Origin of the sequence: Granulicella aggregans (genome assembly GCF_025685565.1) — a bacterium.
GTDB classification, from domain to species: Bacteria; Acidobacteriota; Terriglobia; order Terriglobales; family Acidobacteriaceae; genus Edaphobacter; species Edaphobacter aggregans_B.
Window position 1 is genome coordinate 1,002,057 of the sequence record NZ_JAGSYE010000001.1, and the last position, 21,307, is coordinate 1,023,363.

14 protein-coding genes are annotated in these 21,307 nt (G+C 62.7%); 10 read left to right on the top strand and 4 right to left on the bottom strand.

Annotated elements, in window-relative coordinates:
* The first annotated feature begins 9 nt into the window (after positions 1-9).
* From OHL18_RS04130 to OHL18_RS04145, 4 genes are all read left to right on the top strand, one after another.
* The gene (locus OHL18_RS04130) at positions 10-723 is read left to right on the top strand and encodes a hypothetical protein (protein WP_263373563.1); all 714 of its coding nucleotides are present in this window, start codon (positions 10-12) and stop codon (positions 721-723) included.
* A gap of 339 nt (positions 724-1,062) precedes the next feature.
* Entirely contained in the window at positions 1,063-4,158 is a 3,096-nt protein-coding gene (locus OHL18_RS04135) for a CHAT domain-containing protein (RefSeq protein WP_263373564.1), read from the top strand.
* Between the two features lie 299 nt (positions 4,159-4,457).
* On the top strand, positions 4,458-4,694 hold the full coding sequence (locus OHL18_RS04140; protein ID WP_263373565.1) for a hypothetical protein: 237 nt from the start codon (positions 4,458-4,460) through the stop codon (positions 4,692-4,694).
* A complete protein-coding gene (locus OHL18_RS04145) occupies positions 4,694-5,476 on the top strand; it encodes a septal ring lytic transglycosylase RlpA family protein (RefSeq protein ID WP_263373566.1) in 783 nt (260 codons plus the stop codon). Before OHL18_RS04140 ends, OHL18_RS04145 begins: the two co-directional genes overlap by 1 nt.
* A gap of 304 nt (positions 5,477-5,780) precedes the next feature.
* Here the strand turns inward: OHL18_RS04145 and OHL18_RS04150 are convergent, their stop codons facing one another.
* Together OHL18_RS04150 and OHL18_RS04155 are read right to left on the bottom strand one after the other, a co-directional pair.
* On the bottom strand, positions 5,781-7,595 hold the full coding sequence (locus OHL18_RS04150) for a metallopeptidase TldD-related protein (RefSeq protein ID WP_263373567.1): 1,815 nt from the start codon (positions 7,593-7,595) through the stop codon (positions 5,781-5,783).
* Positions 7,595-9,502 carry a TldD/PmbA family protein gene (locus OHL18_RS04155; RefSeq protein WP_263373568.1) on the bottom strand — a complete coding sequence of 636 codons (1,908 nt, stop codon included), beginning with the start codon at positions 9,500-9,502 and terminating at the stop codon, positions 7,595-7,597. Before OHL18_RS04155 ends, OHL18_RS04150 begins: the two co-directional genes overlap by 1 nt.
* 48 nt (positions 9,503-9,550) lie before the next feature.
* Between OHL18_RS04155 and OHL18_RS04160 the strand changes: the two genes are divergently transcribed.
* Positions 9,551-10,849: a M48 family metallopeptidase gene (locus OHL18_RS04160; protein ID WP_263373569.1), complete on the top strand. Its 1,299-nt coding sequence runs from the start codon at positions 9,551-9,553 to the stop codon at positions 10,847-10,849.
* Positions 10,850-11,008: 159 nt separating this feature from the next.
* Positions 11,009-11,362: a histidine triad nucleotide-binding protein gene (locus tag OHL18_RS04165; protein WP_263373570.1), complete on the top strand. Its 354-nt coding sequence runs from the start codon at positions 11,009-11,011 to the stop codon at positions 11,360-11,362.
* A 176-nt stretch (positions 11,363-11,538) separates the two neighbouring features.
* Here the strand turns inward: OHL18_RS04165 and OHL18_RS04170 are convergent, their stop codons facing one another.
* Entirely contained in the window at positions 11,539-13,065 is a 1,527-nt protein-coding gene (locus OHL18_RS04170; protein ID WP_263374586.1) for an RDD family protein, read from the bottom strand.
* Positions 13,066-13,119: 54 nt separating this feature from the next.
* Here OHL18_RS04170 and OHL18_RS04175 point away from each other — a divergent pair, with 54 nt between their 5' ends.
* The 4 genes from OHL18_RS04175 to OHL18_RS04190 all read left to right on the top strand — a co-directional run bounded on the left by OHL18_RS04175 (position 13,120) and on the right by OHL18_RS04190 (position 19,247).
* Positions 13,120-15,813, top strand: a complete 2,694-nt coding sequence (locus OHL18_RS04175) for an LPS-assembly protein LptD (protein WP_263373571.1) — start codon at positions 13,120-13,122, stop codon at positions 15,811-15,813.
* Positions 15,814-15,988: 175 nt separating this feature from the next.
* Positions 15,989-16,954 (top strand): DsbA family protein, encoded by a 966-nt coding sequence (locus OHL18_RS04180; protein WP_263373572.1) that lies wholly within the window; start codon positions 15,989-15,991, stop codon positions 16,952-16,954.
* 32 nt (positions 16,955-16,986) lie between these two features.
* Complete coding sequence (locus tag OHL18_RS04185; RefSeq protein WP_263373573.1) at positions 16,987-18,111, top strand: SurA N-terminal domain-containing protein; 1,125 nt, start codon at positions 16,987-16,989, stop codon at positions 18,109-18,111.
* Positions 18,112-18,245: 134 nt separating this feature from the next.
* On the top strand, positions 18,246-19,247 hold the full coding sequence (locus OHL18_RS04190; RefSeq protein ID WP_263373574.1) for a Gfo/Idh/MocA family protein: 1,002 nt from the start codon (positions 18,246-18,248) through the stop codon (positions 19,245-19,247).
* A gap of 275 nt (positions 19,248-19,522) precedes the next feature.
* On the opposite strand, the gene OHL18_RS04195 is transcribed toward OHL18_RS04190, so the two are convergent.
* Positions 19,523-21,178 carry a phospholipase C gene (locus OHL18_RS04195; RefSeq protein ID WP_263373575.1) on the bottom strand — a complete coding sequence of 552 codons (1,656 nt, stop codon included), beginning with the start codon at positions 21,176-21,178 and terminating at the stop codon, positions 19,523-19,525.
* Positions 21,179-21,307 lie beyond the last annotated feature (129 nt).

Below are 21,307 nucleotides of genomic sequence, written 5' to 3' on the forward strand. Positions count from 1 at the left end.
AATTCTGCGATGCTTTCGATTGAACTTCCTGAAGCGACGTACCGGCGGATGGAGCTTGTCTCCGAACCGCGGATTGAGAAGGGGGGCGCGGCCGAAACCTTCTCTGTTCCCAGCAGCTTTATTGAACTCTCCGACCCGCAGCATCTGCTGTTGCAGAAGACGGCGGTGGATGGGGACAAGGAGCTGGAGGCGTTTCTTACGGCGAACGATGGGCTATATCGCTATGACTATGTGCGGTTGGGATGCAGTTTTGGGCCGCAGAATGGGGAGCGGTTCGAAAAGGCGTGGTTGAAGGTGGAGCTGAAGGCGTCGACTCCGGTTGCGGTTGATCCGCCGATGGCGTGGTCGATCTCTCCGGTGGATACGTCGCAGGAGCTGGAAGAGAGTACGAGCACGAAGTTCGGGTCGACGGCGAAGCTGCTGAGCGCGGAGATTGGGTCGTCCACGAAGATTGCGAAGAAGCTTTACAGCATGAAGGGGTATCGCGAGGGGAAGGCAAATCCTTTCTGGGAGCTTTACAGCAACCAGGCGGATGCACTGGACGGGATTGTGCGGTTCCACATGGTGGTGCGGTCGCCGGTCGCGGTGGCGACGCTGGGAGCGGTGAGGTTGGAGGCGGTGATCAGCAATAGGTCGTATGTGATCTTCCGCGAGCAGAGGCCGTTCGATGAGACTCCTAGCGCGGAGTTTGTGCTGCCGGTGCGTAGGGCTGTTTTGGGTTGAAAGCGGCTGGGGAGCTGTTTACGTCCCACCCATCGCATAAGACAAAGACGCGATGGATGGGGCACCCGGCGGTAGCGGTGGTGAAAAGCGAAATGCGGGGCCTCTCCACTCCGCTTCGCTCCGGTCGAGATGACGTTTCTGTTGGTTGGAAGGCGGGTGGGAGCGGTTTACGTCCCACCCATTGCGTAAGACAACGGCGCGATGGATGGGGCACCCGGTCTGATGGTGGCCACAGGCGGGGAAGAGGTTTACGTTCCTATATCTGGCGATGAAACTGCCAGATATAGGGTACTCGGTCTGGTCGAGATGACACTTCGTTTCTGGGTGAGGGGTTGAAGCGTGGCAGAGGCGGTTGTGGATTCGAGTCCGATTCTGGAGTTGGCGACGGAGGTTGTCGAGGGCAAGTTCACGCTGGAGTATGCGGAGCAGGTCGCGGCTGGAGCGGAGTTCTACGGCAAGCTGAGCTACCCGTTGGTCTACACGACGTGCGAGGTAGTGGAGCAGGGGCTGAGCAAGAACTGGCGGCTTTGCGTGCTGGTGATGCGGGTGCTGAACGCGGCGCTTGACTCTCGGGGGAAGAGCGACGCAGCGGGGCAGCTGGCGATGGAGCTGACTGCGGTCGAGACATGGCTGGCGGTGGCGCGGGTGGCCTGCTCGGATGTACCCGATGGACGGCTGTTTCGCGATGCGGCGGCGAGGGGTGACGCGCTGGCGGAGCGTGAGGTCGGCATGACCCCTCCGGCAAATATTCTGCACCGGCTTGGGGTGCTGTATCTGGACACCTACGTTGCGGGGCGATCCAGCGGGAATCTTGAGAACCAGATGACGGCGTGGGTGGAGCGGCTCTTCGAGGAGTATTCGGAGGACGAGCTTGTGGGGGTGCCGGCGGAGGAGCTGATGATGCCGCCGGTGGACGAGGCGCTGAATAAGTCGCTGAGCTACTTTCGGCGGGCCGCTGAGCGCAGGACGGGGACGGCCCGGGGACAGACGCTGAAGGCGATCGCGCAGGCGCAGCTTTGGTTGAGTCTGTTCGAGCTGCCGTTCGATGTGAAGGAGCTTCTTGCGGCGGCGCGGGAGGCGCTAACGCTGCTTCCTGCGGACAAGTTTCCTGCGGAGACGGCTGAGCTGGGCAAGATGGTCCAGCGGTTTTCGGAGACGGCGGAGTCGAAGGTCAGTGTCGATTCGGCTGCTCTTGCGGCGGCGCGGAGTGTTGTTGCGCGGCCGGTTGAGGAGTGGGTCGCCGAGCGGGGCCGGGTGGCGACGATCGATATCTTCTCGCAGTCGGCGGGGGCTGTGCAGGAGGCTGATCCTGGGCTGGCGCTGCAGCTTTGGATGGCGATCGATGGGCTGATTCGCCAGGAGCCGGAGCCGGTGCGGAGGGCGCACGATCAGGGGCTGGTCTCGTTTGCGATGCGAGCGATGGCAGAGGACGCGCCGGAGGCTGATGGGACGCCCCTGGAGCCGGTGTTTATGAAGCTGTTTCAGACGGCTGCGGCTGAGGATTGGCCGAAGCCGAGGATGGCGTATGCGCTGCTTTCGCTTGCGGCTTCGACCACGGTGACGAACCAGGAAGATGAAGGGATGGAGGCGCTGGTGTACTGCGGCGGGCTGCTGAAGAGTGGAGCTTCGGATGAGGTGTTGGACCGGGCGGTGCCGTACCTGACGGCGGTGCTGCAGACGGGGCGGGCAGTGAACGCGTTTGAGGCTAAGGAGTTTGGAAAGTCGGCGAAGCTTTATCTGGATGCACTGACGGCGAATCTGCGGGCGGGGCAGCCGCTGGCGGCACTGGATATCGTGCGGCGGATCGTGGATCTGGCGAAGCAGGGTGGACCGGAGCAGCAGGCGGTGCTGAATGCGCTGGTGGTGGCGCTGGCGGCGAATGCTTTGGAGTTGGAGCTGGCGGCGGGGGATGCGGCCACGGGGCTGATCCAGACGTCGAGCCGGTTTGCGATGGCGCGGTTGCTGGCGACGGGAACCACGAAGACGACGACGGTGCTGTTCCTGCTGGATGCGGCGAAGGGCCGGAGGTTCCGGTCAGCGCTGGCTACGCCGGGCGGGGCGATTGCGTGGCTAAACGATCCGAGGACGCTCGAGACAGAGCAGGAGATTGCGAAGCTGCGGGCGGAGGTGGCGATGGAACCTCCGGCTACTCCGGCGGCCTTGAGCAAGAACATGGTGCTGACGGCGTATGTGAGTCCGAAGGAGATGCACGGCGGAGGTACGGCTGCGGAGCGGTTACGGAATCTGCAGATCCGGTTCGATGGGGGATTGGACCGGCAGTTGGCGACGGATGACTCAGGCGAGTGGGTGCCGGACCTTGAGACCCTGCAGGCGAAGCTGGATGAGAAGACGGTGCTGGTAATGGAGTACGTCGGGACGCATGCCACGGGAGCGCTGACGGTGACGACGTTGCTGATTGCGAGGGATGGGCTCGGGTCGGCAATCGCGATGATTCCGGATGTTCCCTTCGCGGATGTATCGATGGAGAGCGGAGAGGAGACCATTGTCGCGAACGTGGTGGGGGCGGCGGTAAGTGAGCTGCGGGACAGGATTGTGAGCCCGCCGGGGCCGTTCGCTGCGGACTCGAAGGCGCTTGAAGCGTTGGAGGGAGACCACGAGATGTATCTTGGCGGGCCGCTGGCACCGAAGCTGGCGGAGTTTCGCGGGCAGGGGAAGGACCACCTTTGCTTCGTGCCGCATGGGCCGCTGCACTACTTTCCGTTTCACCTGCTGGGGCCGGAGGACGAGCCGCTGGCGGCGGAGTGGTGCGTGACGTATCTGCCGCATCCTTACCTGCTGGAGCGGAAACCGGCGGAAGCAACGGGGCTTACGGAGCTGACTTCAATTGGGGTGAACTTTGCGGCGGGGAATGTCTTTCATCTTGAGGCGCTGGATGGATGCGAGGACGAGGCGGCTACGATTGCCTCGTCCTTTGGTCCAAGTGCCAAGCTACTGGTAGCGCCGGATGCGAACGAGGCGGCCGTACTGGCGGCGCTGGGTTCGAGCCGGAGAGTGCATATTTCGACGCATGGGTTACACACGGCGAATGCTCCGGCGTTTCAGTGCGTTTTCTTGAATGCGGGTGCGGGTGGCGATGGGATTCTGAATGCTTATGAGCTGCTCAGGCTGGATTTGAAGGGGCTGGATCTGGTGACGTTCAGCGCCTGCGAGACGGCGCTGGGGCGGTTCGATGCGGCGGACAATCTGAGGGGGATTCCGGCGGCGCTGCTGGTGGCGGGGGTGTCGACGATTGTGGGGACGCTGTGGAATGTGGAGACGAAGACTTCGACGTTCTTCTTTACGGGGTTTTATCGGTGGCTGAAGGAGACGGGGAGTAAGAAGGCGGCGTTTCGAGAGGCGCAGAAGGAGACGCGGCGGCGTTTCCCGAAGTATCGGGACTGGGGGGCGTTTCAGTTGATTGGGGCTTGGGGGTAGGGGCTGTGTCGGGTCGCGTTTGTTGCTGAAAGGTTCGGGCGGCTGTGGTGGGTGAATTTCCCCTGGGTCCTTCGACTGCGCGCTCTGCGCCGTCGCTCAGGATGACGGCAAGAGCAAGAGCAAGGGCAAAAAGCAAAGACCAATGCGGGGGTCTCTCCACTTCGCTTCGCTCCGGGCCAGATGACGCGTCTTAGGGGGTGATGATGGGTTACCAGTTGGGGGCCTGCTTGTGTATAGAACGGCTGTGGCCTTGACCCTGGGTTTTCCACATACTCATACTCGTAACAGAGGTTTCGCATATGCCGCCTGAAGTTCCGAGACAGCCCTGGCAGGATCGTCTGCATGAGACAGCCGCGCGCGTGGAAGACGAGCTGCGGCTGTTTGCGAACTACATCAACGACGAGGTTGTGCCGGACGTTCGCCGACACAGCTCGGCCGCGCTCAAGACGGCTGCGGTGGAGCTGCAGAAGCTGGCGCAGAAGCTCGATGACGTGCGGAATGCACCTCCGCCTCCGCCGAGGCCGCCTGAGGCGTGATGCGCCGATGCGGGCTCCAGTCTGGCGTGCGGGGTGCGGTTGCGCTCGTCGTGTGCGTGTGGCTGGTAGCGGGATGTCATAAGCAGAAGCAGCAGGTTTATCAGCCGACGGCGCCTACGCTGGGTGAGGAACGGCCTGCTCCTGCGCCTGCGCGGCATAAGGCTCCGACTATCGAGAGTGCGCCTGCGGATTCGGCGGGGATGATTCCGCCGGATGCGGTGCATGGGCCGCCTGCCGTGACGGAGACGGGGCTGGCGAGCTGGTATGGGCCGCCGTACTCAGGGCGCAAGGGAGCGGATGGGTCGGTGTACGACCAGAATGCGATGACCGCGGCTAGTCTGACGCTGCCGTTGGGGACGGTCGCGCGGGTGACCAACCTGACCAACAACCAGGCGGTGCTGGTGAAGATCACGGACCGGGGGCCGTTTGTGCGGGGGCGGATCATCGATCTGTCGCTGGCTGCGGCCAAGGCCACCGGCGTGTATCGGGCGGGCGTGGCGAAGGTGCAGGTGGAGGCGTATCCGCCGCCTCCGTCGCCGACGGGAATTCCTGGCGGGCGGTGGTGCGTGCAGATCGGGGCGTTCTATAACGTCGAGGACGCAGTGCAATTGAAGGCCGACCTGATGCGGCGATACACGACGGCGAAGGTGATCGAGTTTCAGGGGCCGACGGGGTATTGGGTAAGGATCAATCCGAAGTTTGCGGACAAGGCTACGGCGAAGGCGGTAGCGGATGGGATCCATATTCCGGATGCGGAGCCTTATTTGACCCGGACGGATTGAGGGTTGCGTGGCGGGCGAAGGAAGGCGTACCTCAGCGGCTAAAGCCGCGTGGGTGGGGGTGGGTTTGTGGTACGGCTGAAGCCGTGCCCTGAAGCAAGACGGGTGGTGGCGGTGCCGTCGAAATGCGGGGATTCTTCACCTTCGGCTCAGAATGACGGGGAGAGGGTGGTGGCGGACCCACCCATGGCCAAGTGCGAGCCATGGATGGGGCACCCGCGGTTGTGGCTGGCTCCCACATCTGGCGATGAAGCTGCTAGATATGGGGCACCCGGTTTTGGTGGCGCACGCTTGATGCGGCTTTCGATTATTCGGCGGGTGGGGCGTAGTAGGGGAGCTTCTGCTGCTCTTCGGTAGCGCGCTTTACGGCGATGTCGCCGAAGAGGAGGCTGGGCGCGATGACGGTTTGCGGGATCGGGCCGAGGGTGTTGGCGATGTAGGGATGGTCGCCGGCGGCTACGATGTCGCTGCGGAGGCTGCGGAGATCGAGCTCATCGAAGGCAGCCCCGCGGACGAGTTCGCGGGTGCCGTCGCTATGGACGCGATAGAGCAGGCGCGGCATCAGTTCGCCTCCTAGAGTTTCGACGACGTAGGCGTCGGAGCCTTGCTTCGCGGCCAGTTCGGCTAGCTTGGCCTTCATCGCGTCGTCGCTGAGGGGCTCGCTGGACTTGAAGATCGAGATACCGGCGCGGGAGTGGGCGGGCTGGCCTAGGCCGGCGCGGCCGTGGCCGTTCGATTCAGGGAAGTCCTTCACCGGCTCGCGGCCGATGACGTAGGCCATCAGTTTGCCGGAGAGGACGACGTCGAGGGATTCGGCGGGGACGCCTTCGTCGTCGACGTCGTAGTGGCCCATGAGGTCGACGCCTTCGAGCTTGGTGAGGAGAGGGTTGTCCTTGACGTTCATGAAGTCCGGGAGGACGCGCTGGCGGAGGCTGGAGGTGTAGGCACCCTGGGTGCGAGCGGTGGTGCCGGCGTCGGGGCGGTCGGCTTCGACGTTGGGGAGGAATAGTTTGGTGAGGGCGTCAGTGGCGGCGTCTCCGCTGAAGAGGACGGCACCGTGGTAGTCGTCAGCGTCGACGATGGGGGCGTTGCGGAGCTCCTGGTAGGAGTTGAGGTCGTCGATCATGCGCTGGTGGAAGGCGGCGGCGGACTCGAGGTTCTTGGCGAGCGTTGCGGTGCTGCCGTTGTCGCGGCTGAGGCGCATGCCGTCGGCGGCCTGGCCTCCGATGCTGACGCTGGCGCTGTAGCCGGTATATCCGTGGCGGACGACGGTGCCTTCGGTGTTGACCAGATAGCGGTTGACGGCGACTCCGCGGACGCTGGCTGTCGAGTACTGGATGGTGTCGGCGAATTGCTTGACTGACGGGTCGCTTGCGTAGAGGCCGCTGGTCTCGATGATGCGATGCTTCCATTCGTTGCGGTCAAGGTCGAGTTTGACGAGGGGTTTGATCTCGGTGACGGGCTTGGCCGGGGCGAAGTCGTCGGCGGTGGCGGCGGTCTCGAAGCGCTTGAGGTTGGCCTGCTTGGCGGCGTAGGCGCGGAGGGCGACCTTGTACGCCTCGTCGGTCGCGGTCCAAAGGGCGTAGCGAAGGGCGGCGGGGTCGTTGTCTTCTGGGGCTAGCTGGACGTTGCCGTCGCCGCGGCTGGAGGAGCTGTCGGCGGCGTAGTCTCCGACGCGGACGGAGACGCGGATGACGCGCTGGTGGTTGGTGTCTTCGCGGGTGAGCGCGCCGTAGTTAGCGACGGCGTCGTAACCCATGAGCTCGTCCATGCGGTACTCGATGAAGTAGGGGCGCTGGAGGCCGGGGAGGACGAGGAGTTTTTGTTCGCGGGCCAGCTCGGACTTCATGGCTTCGAGCATGGGGTCTTTTTCTTGGGCCACCGCCCTATTTGTAACGGAGAGAGTTGCTAATAGGGTTAGGGCGGCTAGAGTGGCGATCTTGCGGCCGGGAGAGGAAGACGGTTCGTGCTTCGCACGAATGTCCCACCCATGCGATACGGCCGCATGGATGGGGCACCCGATTTCGGTGGCGGCACTCCCACATCTGGCGGTGATGCTGCCAGATATGGGGCACCCGGCTTTGTGGCGAGGAGTATGTAACTGTTTCAGGAGCTTATTCATTAGTTGCCTCCTTTCGGCGTGTTGTCGTCAGGAGATGGCGGCGGAATGAGGGGTGGGCGGGTGGTTCCCTGGGACTGGCGCTGGGTCTCGATCTCGGAGACGAGCATGGCGGGGGCTACGGCGCTTACCGGGATCGAGCCGGACTCCGCGCCGCAGATGCCGTTGAAGATGTCCTGCTTGTCGTTGGTCGCGACGATTCGATTGAGCGCTGCCTGCGGGGTGCCGACGATGCTGACGCCTCGGACCAGCTCGTCCGGGCGGCCATCCACGTAGACGCGGTAGACGACGAGCGGAATGACCTGGAAGGCCTGCGGCGAACGGCGGGTGGTGACGGCGAAGCCGGAGGAGATGTCCTCGAAGTAGAGGCCGTAGGGCTTGTTCTGCTTCTTCGCCTCGGCGATGAGCATCTTGCGGAGTTCGGCGTCGCTGACGGACTTGGTCGAGGTGACGATGAGGTTGCCCTGCCTGCCAGTCGGCATATGCCCCGTCTCGGCGCGGCCGTGCCCGTTCGAGTTCGAGAAGCTGGCGATGGGCTGGCGCGACATCAGGAAGGTCTCGAGGACGCCGTTCTTGATGAGGTCGACACGACGGGCTGGCTGGCCTTCGTCGTCGAAGCTGTAGTGGCCGCTGAGCGGACGGCCCTCGAATTTTTCGAGGGTGGGGTCGTCGGAGACGGAGAGGAAGTCGGGAAGAATGGGCTTGCCGAGGAGCTTGGTGAAGGTCTGGCCCTCTTCGTCGCCGCGCTGGCGCTGGCCTTCGAGGCGGTGGCCGAGGACTTCATGAAAAAAGACGGCGGAGGCGCGGCCGCTGAGGATGGCGGGGCCGTCGAAGGGCTCGGTGATGGGGGCGTTGCGGAGGTCGACCAGGTTTTTGGCCATCGCATTCGTCTTGGCGATGAGGGCTTTCTGGTCGGGGAGGTTGCCGGTGGCGTCGGCCTCAAAGGTCTCGACGCGGAAGAGGTCCATGCCGTCGGCGGCGCGAGTTCGGGCGACGACTATCAGGCGGGCGACGTGGTTGGGAGTGGAGACCTCCTGGCCTTCGGAGGAGACGAAGTAGTCGGTCTCGGTGGAGGCCTGGAGGCCGACGGTGTTGTAGTAGATGTCGGGGTATTGCTTGAAGAGGCCGGAGAGCTCGCGGAGGCGCTGCTCCCAGGCGGCCTTGTCGACTTTGAGAGCGTCGGCTGCGGGGAGGAGCTTTTGTGCGGGCTGCTCGGCGGAGAAGTCTGCGGACGCGTCTTCTTCTTTGGCTCGGACCTGCTGCTCGGTCTTGACTTTGAGGTAGCCGTCGAGGGCGCGGGCGTATCCGCGGTCGGTGGCGAACCAGAGGCTGCGGGCAAGCGCGGCTCGGTCGTCGGTCAGAGGCAGGGCCATGGTAGTGAGGGCGGAGTTGCGGTGGTCGCCGTGGGTGTTGTCCTGCGCCGGGGTGCCGAGGCGCACCTGGACGTCGGCGACGCGGCGATGGAACTGATTCGAGGCGGTGATGGCGCCGTACTGGGCGGAGATGTCGATGTTGGAGGCGTCGGAGACGGCGTAGCTGAGGAAGTAGGGCTTGGGCGTCGCGTTGTCAGATCCGCTGGCGGGCTGGTTGCCGAGTTCGGACATGGCGCGCTTCAACTCGGCCTGCATGGCCTGGACGAGCACGGGCGGCGGTGTGGGGCGCGGGAGCTTCGGTTCGGCTTCGGCGTCAGCCGCAGGGCGCGGGGCGGCGGAGAGGTGAGTTGCGAAGGGAGAGGTGAGGGATAGACCGAGGAAGATGCTTGTTGCCAGCCAATGCTGCTTGTTCAAAATGAAGACTCCGCGCTGAACCTGTGTTGAGAGTGAGTGTAACGAATTGATGAAGGGTGGGCCATCCACCGTCAGGGTCATCCAATCGCCATGCCGCATCGGGACGGTCGGACTTTGATCCATGACGCGCTGTATCTTGGGTTTGACTCATGATTGAGGGATCTGTCGCCTATGAACTTCCGCTGGGTTTTGATGGTGCTTGTCTGCGCGAGCTTCTTGTTGGTTGTGCCTCGGATGAAGGCGCAGGGTACGGTGACGCAGGCACTGCAGGGCGATGCGGCGTATAGGTTGCCGCCGGCGAAGCTGAAGGTGGCTATTGAACTAAACCGGAAGCGGACGGTGCTTGAGTTTGCTGATATGGGATGGACGATTGCGCAGATGGTGCTGCTACTGGCGCTGGGTGTGTCGGCGTGGATGAGACGGGCGGCGGTGCGGTTGAGCCGGTATCGCTGGGTGCAGGGATTTGCCTTCTACTTCTTCTTTCTCGCGATTACTTCGCTGTTGAGTCTGCCGCTGGAGGTCTATGGGCATCATGTGTCGCTGGAGTATGGGCAGTCGGTGCAGCAGTGGAGGAGCTGGTTTGGCGACAAAGGGAAGAGTTTCCTGTTGAGCTACGTGATCGGCGGCCTTTTGGTGATGCTGCTGTTCTTCTGCATCCGGAGATCGGCGAAGCGGTGGTGGTTCTGGTTCTGGATTCCGACGATGGCGGCGGTCGTTTTTGGAGTGTTTCTCTCGCCGATCCTGATCGATCCGATCTTCAACAAGTTCGAGCCTTTACAGGCATCGAACCCGGCGCTCGTCGCTCGGCTGGAGCAGGTGGTGGCTCGGGGAGGGATCGTGATTCCGCCGGAGCGGATGTTCCTGATGCGGGCCAGCGAGAAGGTGACGGGGCTGAATGCTTATGTGACGGGGATTGGGGCGTCGAAGCGGGTGGTGGTTTGGGACACGTCGATCGCAAAGGCTACGCCGGATGAGATCAGCTATATCTTCGGGCACGAGATGGGGCACTATGTGCTGAACCACATCTACAAGGGGATTGCTGCGGCGGCGGTAGGGCTGCTGGCGATGTTCTTTGTTGGGTATCACTGCGTGCGGTGGCTGATTGCGCGCTACGGGTCAGCGTGGGGGATCTCCGGGCAGGAGGACTGGGCGGCGTTTGTGGTGGTGATGCTGGTGTTTTCGGTGCTGAGTTTCCTTGGGGAGCCGATTGGGAACGGCTTCAGCCGGATGCAGGAGCATGAGGCGGATGTCTATGGGCAGGAGGCGATCCATGGGATCGTGGCTGACCCGCAGGCGGTGGCGCAGCATTCGTTTCAGGTGCTGGGGGAGGAGTCGCTGGATGATCCGACGCCGCATCCGCTGGTTGAGTTCTGGACGTTCAGCCATCCTCCGATTGCGGAGCGGGCGCGGTTTGCGGCGGGGTATGATCCGTGGGCGGCGGGAAGTAAGCCGAAGTATTTTGGGAGATAGTGCGATCCCACGTCTGGCGATGAGACCGCCAGATATGGGGCACCCGGTTTTGGTGGGTTGGGAAACGAAATGCGGGGGTCTCTCCACTACGCTTCGCTCCGGTCGAGATGACGGGGTTTATCCAGGGGGTATCGAGGTTCTTAGGGGTAGGATTCTTTTATGGCCGAACAGAGTTCAGAGTGTCTTTTCTGCAAGATCGTCTATGGGGTGATCCCGGCGAAGCGGGTGTATGAGGATGCGTTGAGCCTCGCGTTTGCGGACATTCATCCGCAGGCTCCGACGCATTTGCTGATTATTCCCAAGGAGCACCTGACTTCGCTGGCTCATGCGGCTAAGGACCATGCTGCGCTACTGGGGCACCTGATGTTTGTCGCGGCGGAGCTGGCTCGGAAGTATGGGTTGAAGAAGGGGTATCGGCTGGTGGTGAATACGGGGGATGATGGCGGGCAGACGGTGCATCATCTGCATGTGCACCTGTTGGGTGGACGGGCGATGCACTGGCCTCCGGGGTAGTTCGTGGCGGATCCACCCATGGCCAAAGGCGAGCCATGGATGGGGCACCTGAGCCGTGCGGCTACAAGGGCCCATGCGGGGGTCTCTCCACTGCGCATTGCGATGAGGCTGCAATGCTTCGGTCGAGATGACGGGTTTTTGAGGGTAAAAGTGCGAAGGCTAGGTGCAGGGCTGATTTAGTAGTGGCGCTGGTACATGCGGGAGAGGCGGTCGTGCCAGCCTAATCCTTCGCCGTCGAACCAGGCCCAGGCGAAGCCTAGACCCAGGGGAAGGGCGGCTACGATGACCGCGAAGGTGCGGCGGCGCATCTGGGAGCGGGTCGGGTTCTCGTCTTCGAAGGTGCAGAGGCCGATGCGGGCGTAGCGCATGCCGGGCGTGGCTTCGGAGAAGGTGAAGAAGAGCAGGTTGTAGAGGGCGTAAAAGACGGTCAGGGTCGCGACGCCGATGGCGGCTGCGGTGATGCCGGTGGGAAGGACGTTGGCCCACAGCGCGAAGACGGTGAGGCCCACGAGGAAGGTGGCGCTGACGGCGCAGAGGTCGACGATGCCGGCCATGAGGCGCAGGTTGAGGGGCGCCACCTGCATCGGCGGCAGGATTTTGGGCTCTGGTTCTACGGATACGTGAATGACCGGCGGAGCGTCGAGCAGGATGGAGGCCCAGGTAGGCGCGGCGGCTTCGGGCTCGACGGCAGGCGCGGTGGAGATGAGGGATGGTTCGACCTCGAAGATGCGGAGCTGGGCGGAGGCCGCGGCCTCCGCTTCGTCGCGGAGTGGGCCTTCGGCGATGCGAGGGCGGGCCTTGCGGGCGGCGATCAGCTGGCGCGGGAACTCGATGAGATTTGCCGGGATGGGGACCGGGGGGCCGGAGGCTTCTTCGAATACCGGGGCCTGACGGAACTCGATCTCCTCGTCGAGAGCGTAGCTCTCGTCGGGATCGATCGGGTTCAAGGTCGGGTGGCTCGGCATATCGCTCCTGTGGAGGCCGCCAGGATTCGGTTGGCGGGCTCCGAGGTCTTCATAGAGCCTCACGGTGAGATCGGCGGGGGACACTACCGCCCGGCGAGGGGCAGCCGGGGCGCGGTGGACGGGCTCGCGATAGACGACGGGCTCGGGAATAAATTCTTCGACGAAAGCCTGCTCAGGTAGAGGGCGGGCGAAGAAATCATTGCTTTCGGCTGCGCGGCTGGTGGCTGCGTGTGTCTGCTGCTGGTATGGCTCCGGCTGGCTCTCCGGTTGGGGCGTCTGGGTCTCCGTCTGGGGATAGTCGAACTGCGTCCGGCTCACTTGCTGTATCGGCGCGGGATTCCAGTTCTCCAGTTCGTCAAGGAGCTGCTGCTGTGCAAAAGCGACGGCCTGGGCGCTGCGGGCGGCGACGTGGGCCGCGGCTTCGGCTTCCTGGGCGGCCAGGTTGGCCTGCTCGATGGCGCGTTCTGCTTCGGCGGCGAGGAAGTCGCGATAGCTCTGCGACTGCGCGTAGCGCTCGGCGACGGCGGCGGCGATGGAGTTGGATTTTTTGCGAGTGGGCTTCGGGGTGGACTCGGTAACCAGTGCCGGGCCGGTCTGACGGTTGCGGCGGGAGCGGTGGGCGGCGAGGCGTTCGGCGACCTGCAACTTCAGATCTGAGCTTGAAGCTGCGACACCAGCCGGTTCAGAACCCTGGACGGGGAAGTCGAACTCGTCTGATTGGAGTTCCGCAGACCTCATTGTGTTCAATTGCCAACTCCGGTTTCCAGTGAAATCAATTAGCCTCTAAAGCAGATGGACTTCAGTAAGAGATCTCTGCGCGGCTATGCACTCTTCATAAGTATCACCCTGTTCGCGGTGAATTCTGAACTGCTGATGGGGCAGCAGTTGGCGAGTTCGTTACCCCCTGGTGCGGGTGTGGATGCGCTGGTTGCGCCGGGGACTAGCTCCAGCCAGATTCCGGCGGGTCCCACTCATCCCGATACGACCGCGACGAATGGGACACAGGATATCGGAGCACAGGATGGGGACGGTTCGTTGCCTTTTCCGGCTGCGGTGGTGGTGCAGGGTAAGGATCGCGGAACGCCGGTAAAGATCGAGTCGACCAATCCGCAGACGCGGGTGGGGTCGCTTTATACGCTGGACAAGGACGTGGTGATTACCTATGGCGACCGGATCATCCAGGCCGACCACGTCGAGTATGACTCGGACACCGGGGATGTGACGGCGACGGGGCACCTGGTGGTGAGCGGGGGACCGAAGCATGAGGAGATCCATGCGAGCCATGGGACCTTCAACACGCAGACCGAGACGGGGACGTTTTACGACGTGACAGGATCGATCGGGCTGCGGCTCGCTCCGGGGCGGCCGCGAGTGAATACCGTGGTCTCCGGCCTCGCAGCGGCCAATCCGACGCGCGCGGTGTATGACAATGGCAACCCGTTTCTGTTTACGGGGCGGATCGTGGTGAAGAAGGGCCCGGACGAGTACGATGTTATCGATGGCAGTGTGACGTCGTGCCAGTTGCCGAAGCCGGACTGGCTGTTGACGGGGGGATTGTTCTCCCTCGATGGGGACACGGCGAAGGCCAAGAATACGATCTTTCACCTGCTGAATGTGCCGCTGCTGTATCTGCCGTATGTGACGCATCCGGTGGACCCGAACCACAGGCAGAGCGGGCTGCTGATTCCTTCGGTGGGACTGTTTTCGTCGACGAAGGGGAATTCGGTTGGAGAGCAGGTTTATTTTGCGCTCAACCGGAGCATGGATCTGACGCTGGGGTCGGTGTATTACTCGCTGCGCGGGTTTTCGGAGTCAGGGAGCTTTCGGTACCGAGGGCTGAGGCAGAACTTTGTTACCGGCCGATTCAGCGCGCTGCAGGACCGGGGATATACGCCTACGGGCGGAGTTTATACGAACCAGGGTGGCGAGGATTTTGTGGTGAAGGCGCGGTATGACCTGGCACCTGCGCAGGGAGAGACGCCGAATGCGAGGCTGGTGGCGGATGTGGAGTATCTGAGCTCCTATGTGTATCGCGAGGCGTTTACGGAGAACTTCAACCAGGCGGTTTCGACGGACATTTTATCGACGCTCTATGGGGTGAAGAACTTCGATGGATACTCGGCGTCGCTGCGGGCGGACAGATACGAGGGGTTGAAGCCGCTGGCGCAGACGCAGGCCCAGGTAGCCGCGGGCGATCCGGTGCAGAACTCGCAACTGACGATCTTTCATATCCCGGAACTGATGTTCACGTCGGTCGACCACCGGCTGGGAGCGACGCCGTTTTTGTGGAGCATGGACAGCTCGGTAGGCGGGTTAAAGCGGACGCAGCCGCTGTTTACCACGGGCGGCGTGGGGCGGTTCGACGTGCATCCGGAGATCGCGGTTCCGTTCTCGTTTGAAGGCGTGCATGTGCGGGCGGCGGTGGGTGTGCGGGAGACGGTGTACACGAAGAGCCGGCAGACGAATGGAGTGGCGCAGGGAGCGATGGCGGAGTCCTCTTCGAGCCTGAACCGGACGGACGTGGAGGCGGAGGTGGACATTCGCGGACCGGTGCTGGAGCGGACGTTCGATTCGCCGCTGCTGGAGCGGGTGTTTGGCAGCGAGGTGAAGCATACGATCGAACCGAGCGCGACTTACCGGTTTGTGGGGGGGATCAACGATTTTTCACATATTCTGCGGTTCGATGATGTGGATGTGGCTTCGAACACGAACGACCTGGAGTATGGGGTGACGCAACGGCTGTTCCTGCATCCGAAGAAGCCGCGGCCTTGCAAGCTCGCGGAGATGGCGGACAGCACGGATGCGGACGATGCTCCGGATGACGAGCCGAATGGGAAGCCTGCGCCGCCAAAGTGCAGCACGCGGGAGTTTTTCAGCTGGCGGGTGGGGCAGAAGGCGTTCTTCAACCAGAGTTTTGGCGGGGCGCTGCAGAACGGGCGACGAAACATTCTGGATACGACGCTGAATTTTTCGGGCATCGCGTTTCTGACCGGGCCGAGGAGCGTCTCGCCGGTGATCTCGAGGCTGCGGGTGCGGCCCAACGAGGTCTTCGACCTGGAGTGGAACTTCGACTACGACACGGTGCAGGGGCGATTTACGAGCAATAACGTGTTTGCGGACGCGCACCGGGGCAATCTGTTTGGCGGGTTCAGCTACGCGAAGCTGAACGCGCCGGGACGATTTGAGACGGACGGTCTGCCTTCGGCGACGACGGACTTCAACCAGTTGCGGGTGCTGCTGGGTTATGGCATGCCAACGAAGGAAGGGCTGAGCGTGGCGGCGAACGCAGGCATCGATGCGAAGCTGGGGTCGCTGCAGTATGGGTCGCTGGAGACTTCGTACAACTGGAACTGCTGTGGGCTCAGCGTGGAGTATAGGAAGTATGAGCTGGGATCGGTGAGAAACGAGAACGCGTACCGGTTTAATTTCACGCTGGCGAATATTGGGACTGCGGGAAATTTGAGGCGGGCGGAGAGGTTGTTTTAGGGGACGGTTTACGTCCCACCCATCGCAAAGAACGCGATGGATGGGGCACCCGAACGTTGGTGGCTGCTTGAGACAAAGGCGAAATGCGGGGGGTTCTTCGCTGCGCTCAGAATGACGGTGGCAGGGGGCGGTGGTAGGGTGGCCTGCGTCGTCAGCGTGAGATAATCGGGCTATTGTGTCGATTGTGGGAAAACCGTACTTTTCTTTATCGTTCCTGATTGCGCTTGCCGCTGCGGGATGCCATGCGCAGCCGCCGGCGAAGGCTTCTGTTGACGGGTCGATCTCTCCTGAACTGTCGCGGCGCGTCGAGGTGATGATCCGGACGCGGCTGGATGTTCCGGCGAACTACGAGTTCCATATCGAATCGCTGAGCAAGAGCGATATTCCTGGATACGACACCTTGACGGTGGACTTTAGCACCGAGGGCAAGAGCAGCCGGCCGATTCCGTTCCTGCTCTCGAAGGATGGCAAGACGCTGGCGCAGTTTTCGAAGTTCGATATCAGCAAGGACCTGCGGACTTCGGTGTCGGGAGTGGATCGTCCGGCGCGGGGTGGGGCGGCAGATGCGCCGGTGCTGATCGTGGGGTTCGATGACCTGGAGTGCCCGTTCTGCGCGCGGATGAATGCGCAGTTGTTTCCGGCGATTCTTGACCGTTACAAGGACCAGGTGAGGATTGTGTACCGGGACTTCCCGCTCGATCAGCATCCCTGGGCGTTGCGCGCGGCGGTGGATACGAACTGCGTGGGAGCCCAAAGCGGGACGGGGTACTGGAACCTGGTGGACTATATCCACGCTCATGCGGATGAGATTGGCGGCACCGAGAAGACGGTGGCGAAGGCCAACGAGATGCTCGACAAGCTGGCGACGGAAGAAGGTAAGAAACAGAAGATCGATGAGGCCGCGCTTTCTGCGTGTCTCGCGAAGCAGGATACGACGGGCATCAAGGCTTCGATGAAGGATGCGGAGGCGCTGGGCGTTTCAGCGACACCCGCGCTGTTTATCAACGGGGAGAAGATTGAGGGCGCGCAGCCGCTCGAGTATGTGTACCGGATGATTGACGGTGCTCTGGTGGCCGCCGGGAAGACGCCTCCGCCCGCACCGGTAACTTCGGCTGCGCCAGCGGCGAAGCAAGGGAATTAGCGCAGGACGCGCTTGGAAAGATTCGATTGAGCATGATGACTGATTCCGGTACGGCACGCATAGAGATGTTCGAGGGTAGGATCCGGTTTGCGAGAGTAGCGCGCGGGCTGGGCGTATCGCTGCTTGCGGGCGGCGCGATGTTGTTCGCGGCGGGATGCAATCAGCAGCCGAGTGCTGACGTTGTGGCCACCGTAAATGGCAAGCCAATCATGCGCGCGGAGATGGAGAAGGGCTATGCCGCTTACTCCGCGCAGGTGGCGCAGCAGCAACAGCAGCAGGTGCAGCTTTCGAACGAGCAGGCTGACCTCGGGCGGTTGAAGGTTCTGGACAACCTCATCACGAATGAGATCGTAGAGCAGCGCGCGGCGAAGATGAACCTGACGGCCACCAACGAAGAGGTGGACGCGAAGCTGGCGGAGATGAAGGCTCCGGTGACCGAGGAGCAGTTCGAGCAGCATATGAAGGCGGAGAACCTGACGCTTGATGATCTGAAGCACGATATCCGGCGATCGCTGACGGGCAACAAGCTGCTGAACAAGGAGATCAACTCCAAGATCACGGTGACGGACGCCGATGTTTCGAGCTACTACAACCAGCACAAGGCGGAGTACAACCTGATCGAGCCGCAGTACCGGCTGGCGCAGATCCAGGTGACGAGCGTTCCTTCAGACCAGGCGGGCAATCTGCAGGGCAGCAAGGCGACCAATGACGCCGAGGCGAAGAAGAAGATCCAGGCCTTGAAGACGCGGCTGGACAGCGGCGAAGACTTTGGGACGCTGGCGATGAACTTTTCGGAGCGGGTGGAGACGGCTTCGAGCGGCGGCGATATGGGGTTTGTGACCGAGTCGCAGCTTCATGCCGACCCGACGATCTACGCGGAGATTACGAAGCTGAAGCCAGGGCAGACGACGGCGATTATGCCGCTTCTGGATGCGCAGACGAAAAAGACGATGGGGTACTCGATCTACAAGCTGGTCTCGAAGGAGCCGGCGGGGCAGCGGGATCTGAGCGACCCAATTGTGCAGCAGGCGATCCGGCAGCAGTTGCAGAACGACCGGTCGCAGCTGTTGAAAAATGCATACTTCGAGATGCTGCGGGACCAGGCGAAGATCGTGAACTACTTCGCTGAGAACCTTTTTAAGAACGCTACGAAGTAGAAGGCTTTGTCCTGCCGGACGGGCCCGCTGCGCGCGGGGCGGTCGCTTCGTGACTTGTATACCGCTTCGCTTGGTTCGCGCTTTGCGCGAGGGCTAAACTTCGGTCAACTAAAGTGTGGTTTGATGGTCAGACCATGACTTCTTCTCCCTTACGCATCGCTATTCTTGGCTTCGGACACCATGCTGTCCGGCGGCTGTTGCCCGCTTTCGGGCGTTCCAATGACACGAAGTTAGTGGGGATGTGGCGGCGGAATCAAGACGCTGCGGCGAAGGATTGCGCTACGCATGGGATCGAGCATTGCTTCGCGTCGCGTGAGGAGTTGTGCGCGTCGCCTGAGGTGGATGCGGTGTTTATTACTTCTCCCGATGCGATGCATCTGGATGATGGTCTGCTGGCGATGAAGCACGGCAAGGCGGTGCTGTGTGAGAAGCCGGTGGCGATGAACGCTGGCGGGGCTGCGGAGATGGTCGCGGCGGCAAAGGCTGCGGGTGTGTGCTTCGGCGTGGCGCAGAACTTCCGCTACAACTTGAGCCTTGAGTTCATGCGGAAGCGGATCGCCGAGGGTCTGGTGGGACAGCCGCAGATTACGTCGGCGCACTTCTGCTATGCGGCGCAGAACGCTCCCCGGAAGTGGATCGCGGATGGGGCGCTGGCTTGTGGAGGGCCGATTGGGGACGTTGGAGTGCATTCGATCGACGCGCTGCGGTACATCCTGCAGGCGGAGGTGCTGAATGTGTCCACGCTTGCGAAGCAGGATGAGTTGTCGGGCGATGTCGAGGCGTATGCCGCGATGCAGATGGAGATGACTCGCGGGATCTTTGCGCAGGTGGTGGCGAATGCGCGGGCACCGTACCGGACGCTGCTGGAGGTGATCGGCAGCGATGGCGTGCTGACGGCGGAGAGCGGTTTCAGTGTGGATCGGCCGGTGGAGGTGGTGCATCGGAAGAACGGGCAGGAGGTGTCGTCGACGACTTTCGACAATGTGGATGGGTATGTGCGGATGCTGGATGGGTTTGCCGCGGCGGTTCGGGGTGGGGCGGATTTTCTGGCGACTGGCGAGGACGCGGTGATGAATATGCGGGCTTTGGATGCGGCTTATAAGAGCTGGCGGAGTGGGTTGCGGGAGTTGGTTTAGGCGGGGCTCGGCCGTGTCAACGTGCTAAAGGCGAAAATGCGGGGGTTTCTCCACTGCGCTGCGCTCCGGTCGAGATGACGTTCTTTTGGGTGGGTGAGAGCAAAGGCGAAATGCGGGGATTTTTCGCCTTCGGCTCAGAATGACGGGGAGAAATCGGTGGCGGCCCCACCCATGGCCAAAGGCGAGCCATGGGTGGGGCACCTGCACTTGTGGCGCTGATCCCCTATCCGGCGATGAAGCTGCCAGATAGGGGGGCACCCGCTTGGTTCCTACTGTTAGTTTTTGCTGGTGACCAGACCGGTCTTGGGGTCGAGCAGGACTACGTTGGGGTTGGGGATGACGGCTCCGTTCGAGAAGTCGAACATGTTGGTGATGGGGCCGGCGATGCTGTCGAAGGAGCCTCCGCCGATTCTGGTTGAGGAGAGGAAGGTGTCCTCGATGAATCGGGTGATAGAGGTCTGGTCGGTGATGGTGCTGTCAAGGGCGTTCTTCTTTGCCCAGGATGAGATGACGAGCAGGGGCAGGCGGGGGCCGTAGCCGCAACGGCCCTGGGCGTGGAGGTTGGAAGACGCTACGCCGGCGAGGGCGTTCGCGGCGCTTGCGGTGCTGATGCAGACGCCGTTGCCGTTGATGGCGTCGGCGGTGGTGGCGGAGCCGTTGACCAGGCGCGAGGCGTGATCGTACCAGCCGTCGGCGTCGCCCCAGGAGAGGATGATGGCGGTCGAGTCCCAGGAAGAGGACTGCTCGACGGCATTGACGATGTTGACGATGAAGGTCTGCTCGTCGAGCGGGTCGGAGTAGCCGGCGTTGCCGTCCTGGTAGGCGGGAGCCTTGAGGAAGCTTACGGCGGGCAGGCTTCCGGCGGCGAGGGCGTCGGTGAAGTCGTGAATGTCGTACTGGTGGTTGGCCTGATCACTCGTTCCGATCGCCGCTGTGGGACGGAGATGGTTCGGGTTCGCGGTGGAGGCGTAGTACTGGAAGGGCTGGTGGTTGGGGACGTAGTCCGCCTTCTTGATCTTGGTCACGGTGGAGGTGGAGGTGCGGGCGCAGTTGGTCGAGCCGTCGGCGTTGGTGACGGAGAGATCGAAGCCGCCCTGGAAGTAGCCCCAGGTGATCTTGGCGGTGTTGAGGAGGTCGCCGATGTTCTTGCCGGACATGCTGATGCTGGAGGTGGTGGAGGAGCAGACGTCGCCGGCGGGGTCGATGTCACCGATGGCGGTGAGGCCGCCGCTGCCGTCGGCGACGACTGCGGTGCCGGGAGCGGTGGCGTTGGTGACGCCGTTGGTCTGGCCGGAGATGAGGTTGAGGGCTCCGGGGGTGGACGGGCCAAAGGTGGTGGCGAAGGAGTGGTCGTTGAGGGCGTAGTGCTGGGCGTAGTTCCAGATGGCAGTGACGGTGTTGCCGTCGTAGTAGCCCATGGTGAGGCCCGAGGTGACGACAGCGGGCGGCGCGGAGGTGGCGGCGGCGAGGGACTGGCTTTCGGCGACGCCTATGGTGGAGGGGAAGAGGTCCATCTTGCCGCTGTTGAAGGCGACCTGCTCGCGGGTGTAGTCGTGGGCCTGGTCGCCGGTGGCGGCCTGTACGGGGTCGAGGCGGAAGGGGTCGGTCGCGCCGCTACCGTTGAGGACGCTGAGGTTCGGGTTGTCCGTGAGCAGGCCTTTGGAGGCGAGGTTCGAGGGGACGGGGGTGTTGCCGAAAGGGGCGAAGACGGAGGTGTCGTGCGGCTGATTGAGGGCCGTGGGGTAGGTGGCGAAGTAGTGGTCGAAGGAGACGTTCTCGCCGAAGATGACGACGACGTGCTTGATGACCTTGTCGCTGGTGGTAGGCGTGATGGTGGGGAGGGGAGCGCCCGGACCGGCGGGGAGGCCGGTGCCACAACCGCTGAGGATGAGGGAGCCGGCGAGGGGAAGGACAAGAAGTCTACGGATCATTGGTTACGGGCCTCGATTACTTGTGGGATCTGGGGTAACGCCAATTGTACGTGCGCGTGTCAAGTCCACTTTTGAGGGACGGTGAATTTTCCGCGATTGGCGGCATTTCTCCAGGCGATGCCGTGGCGA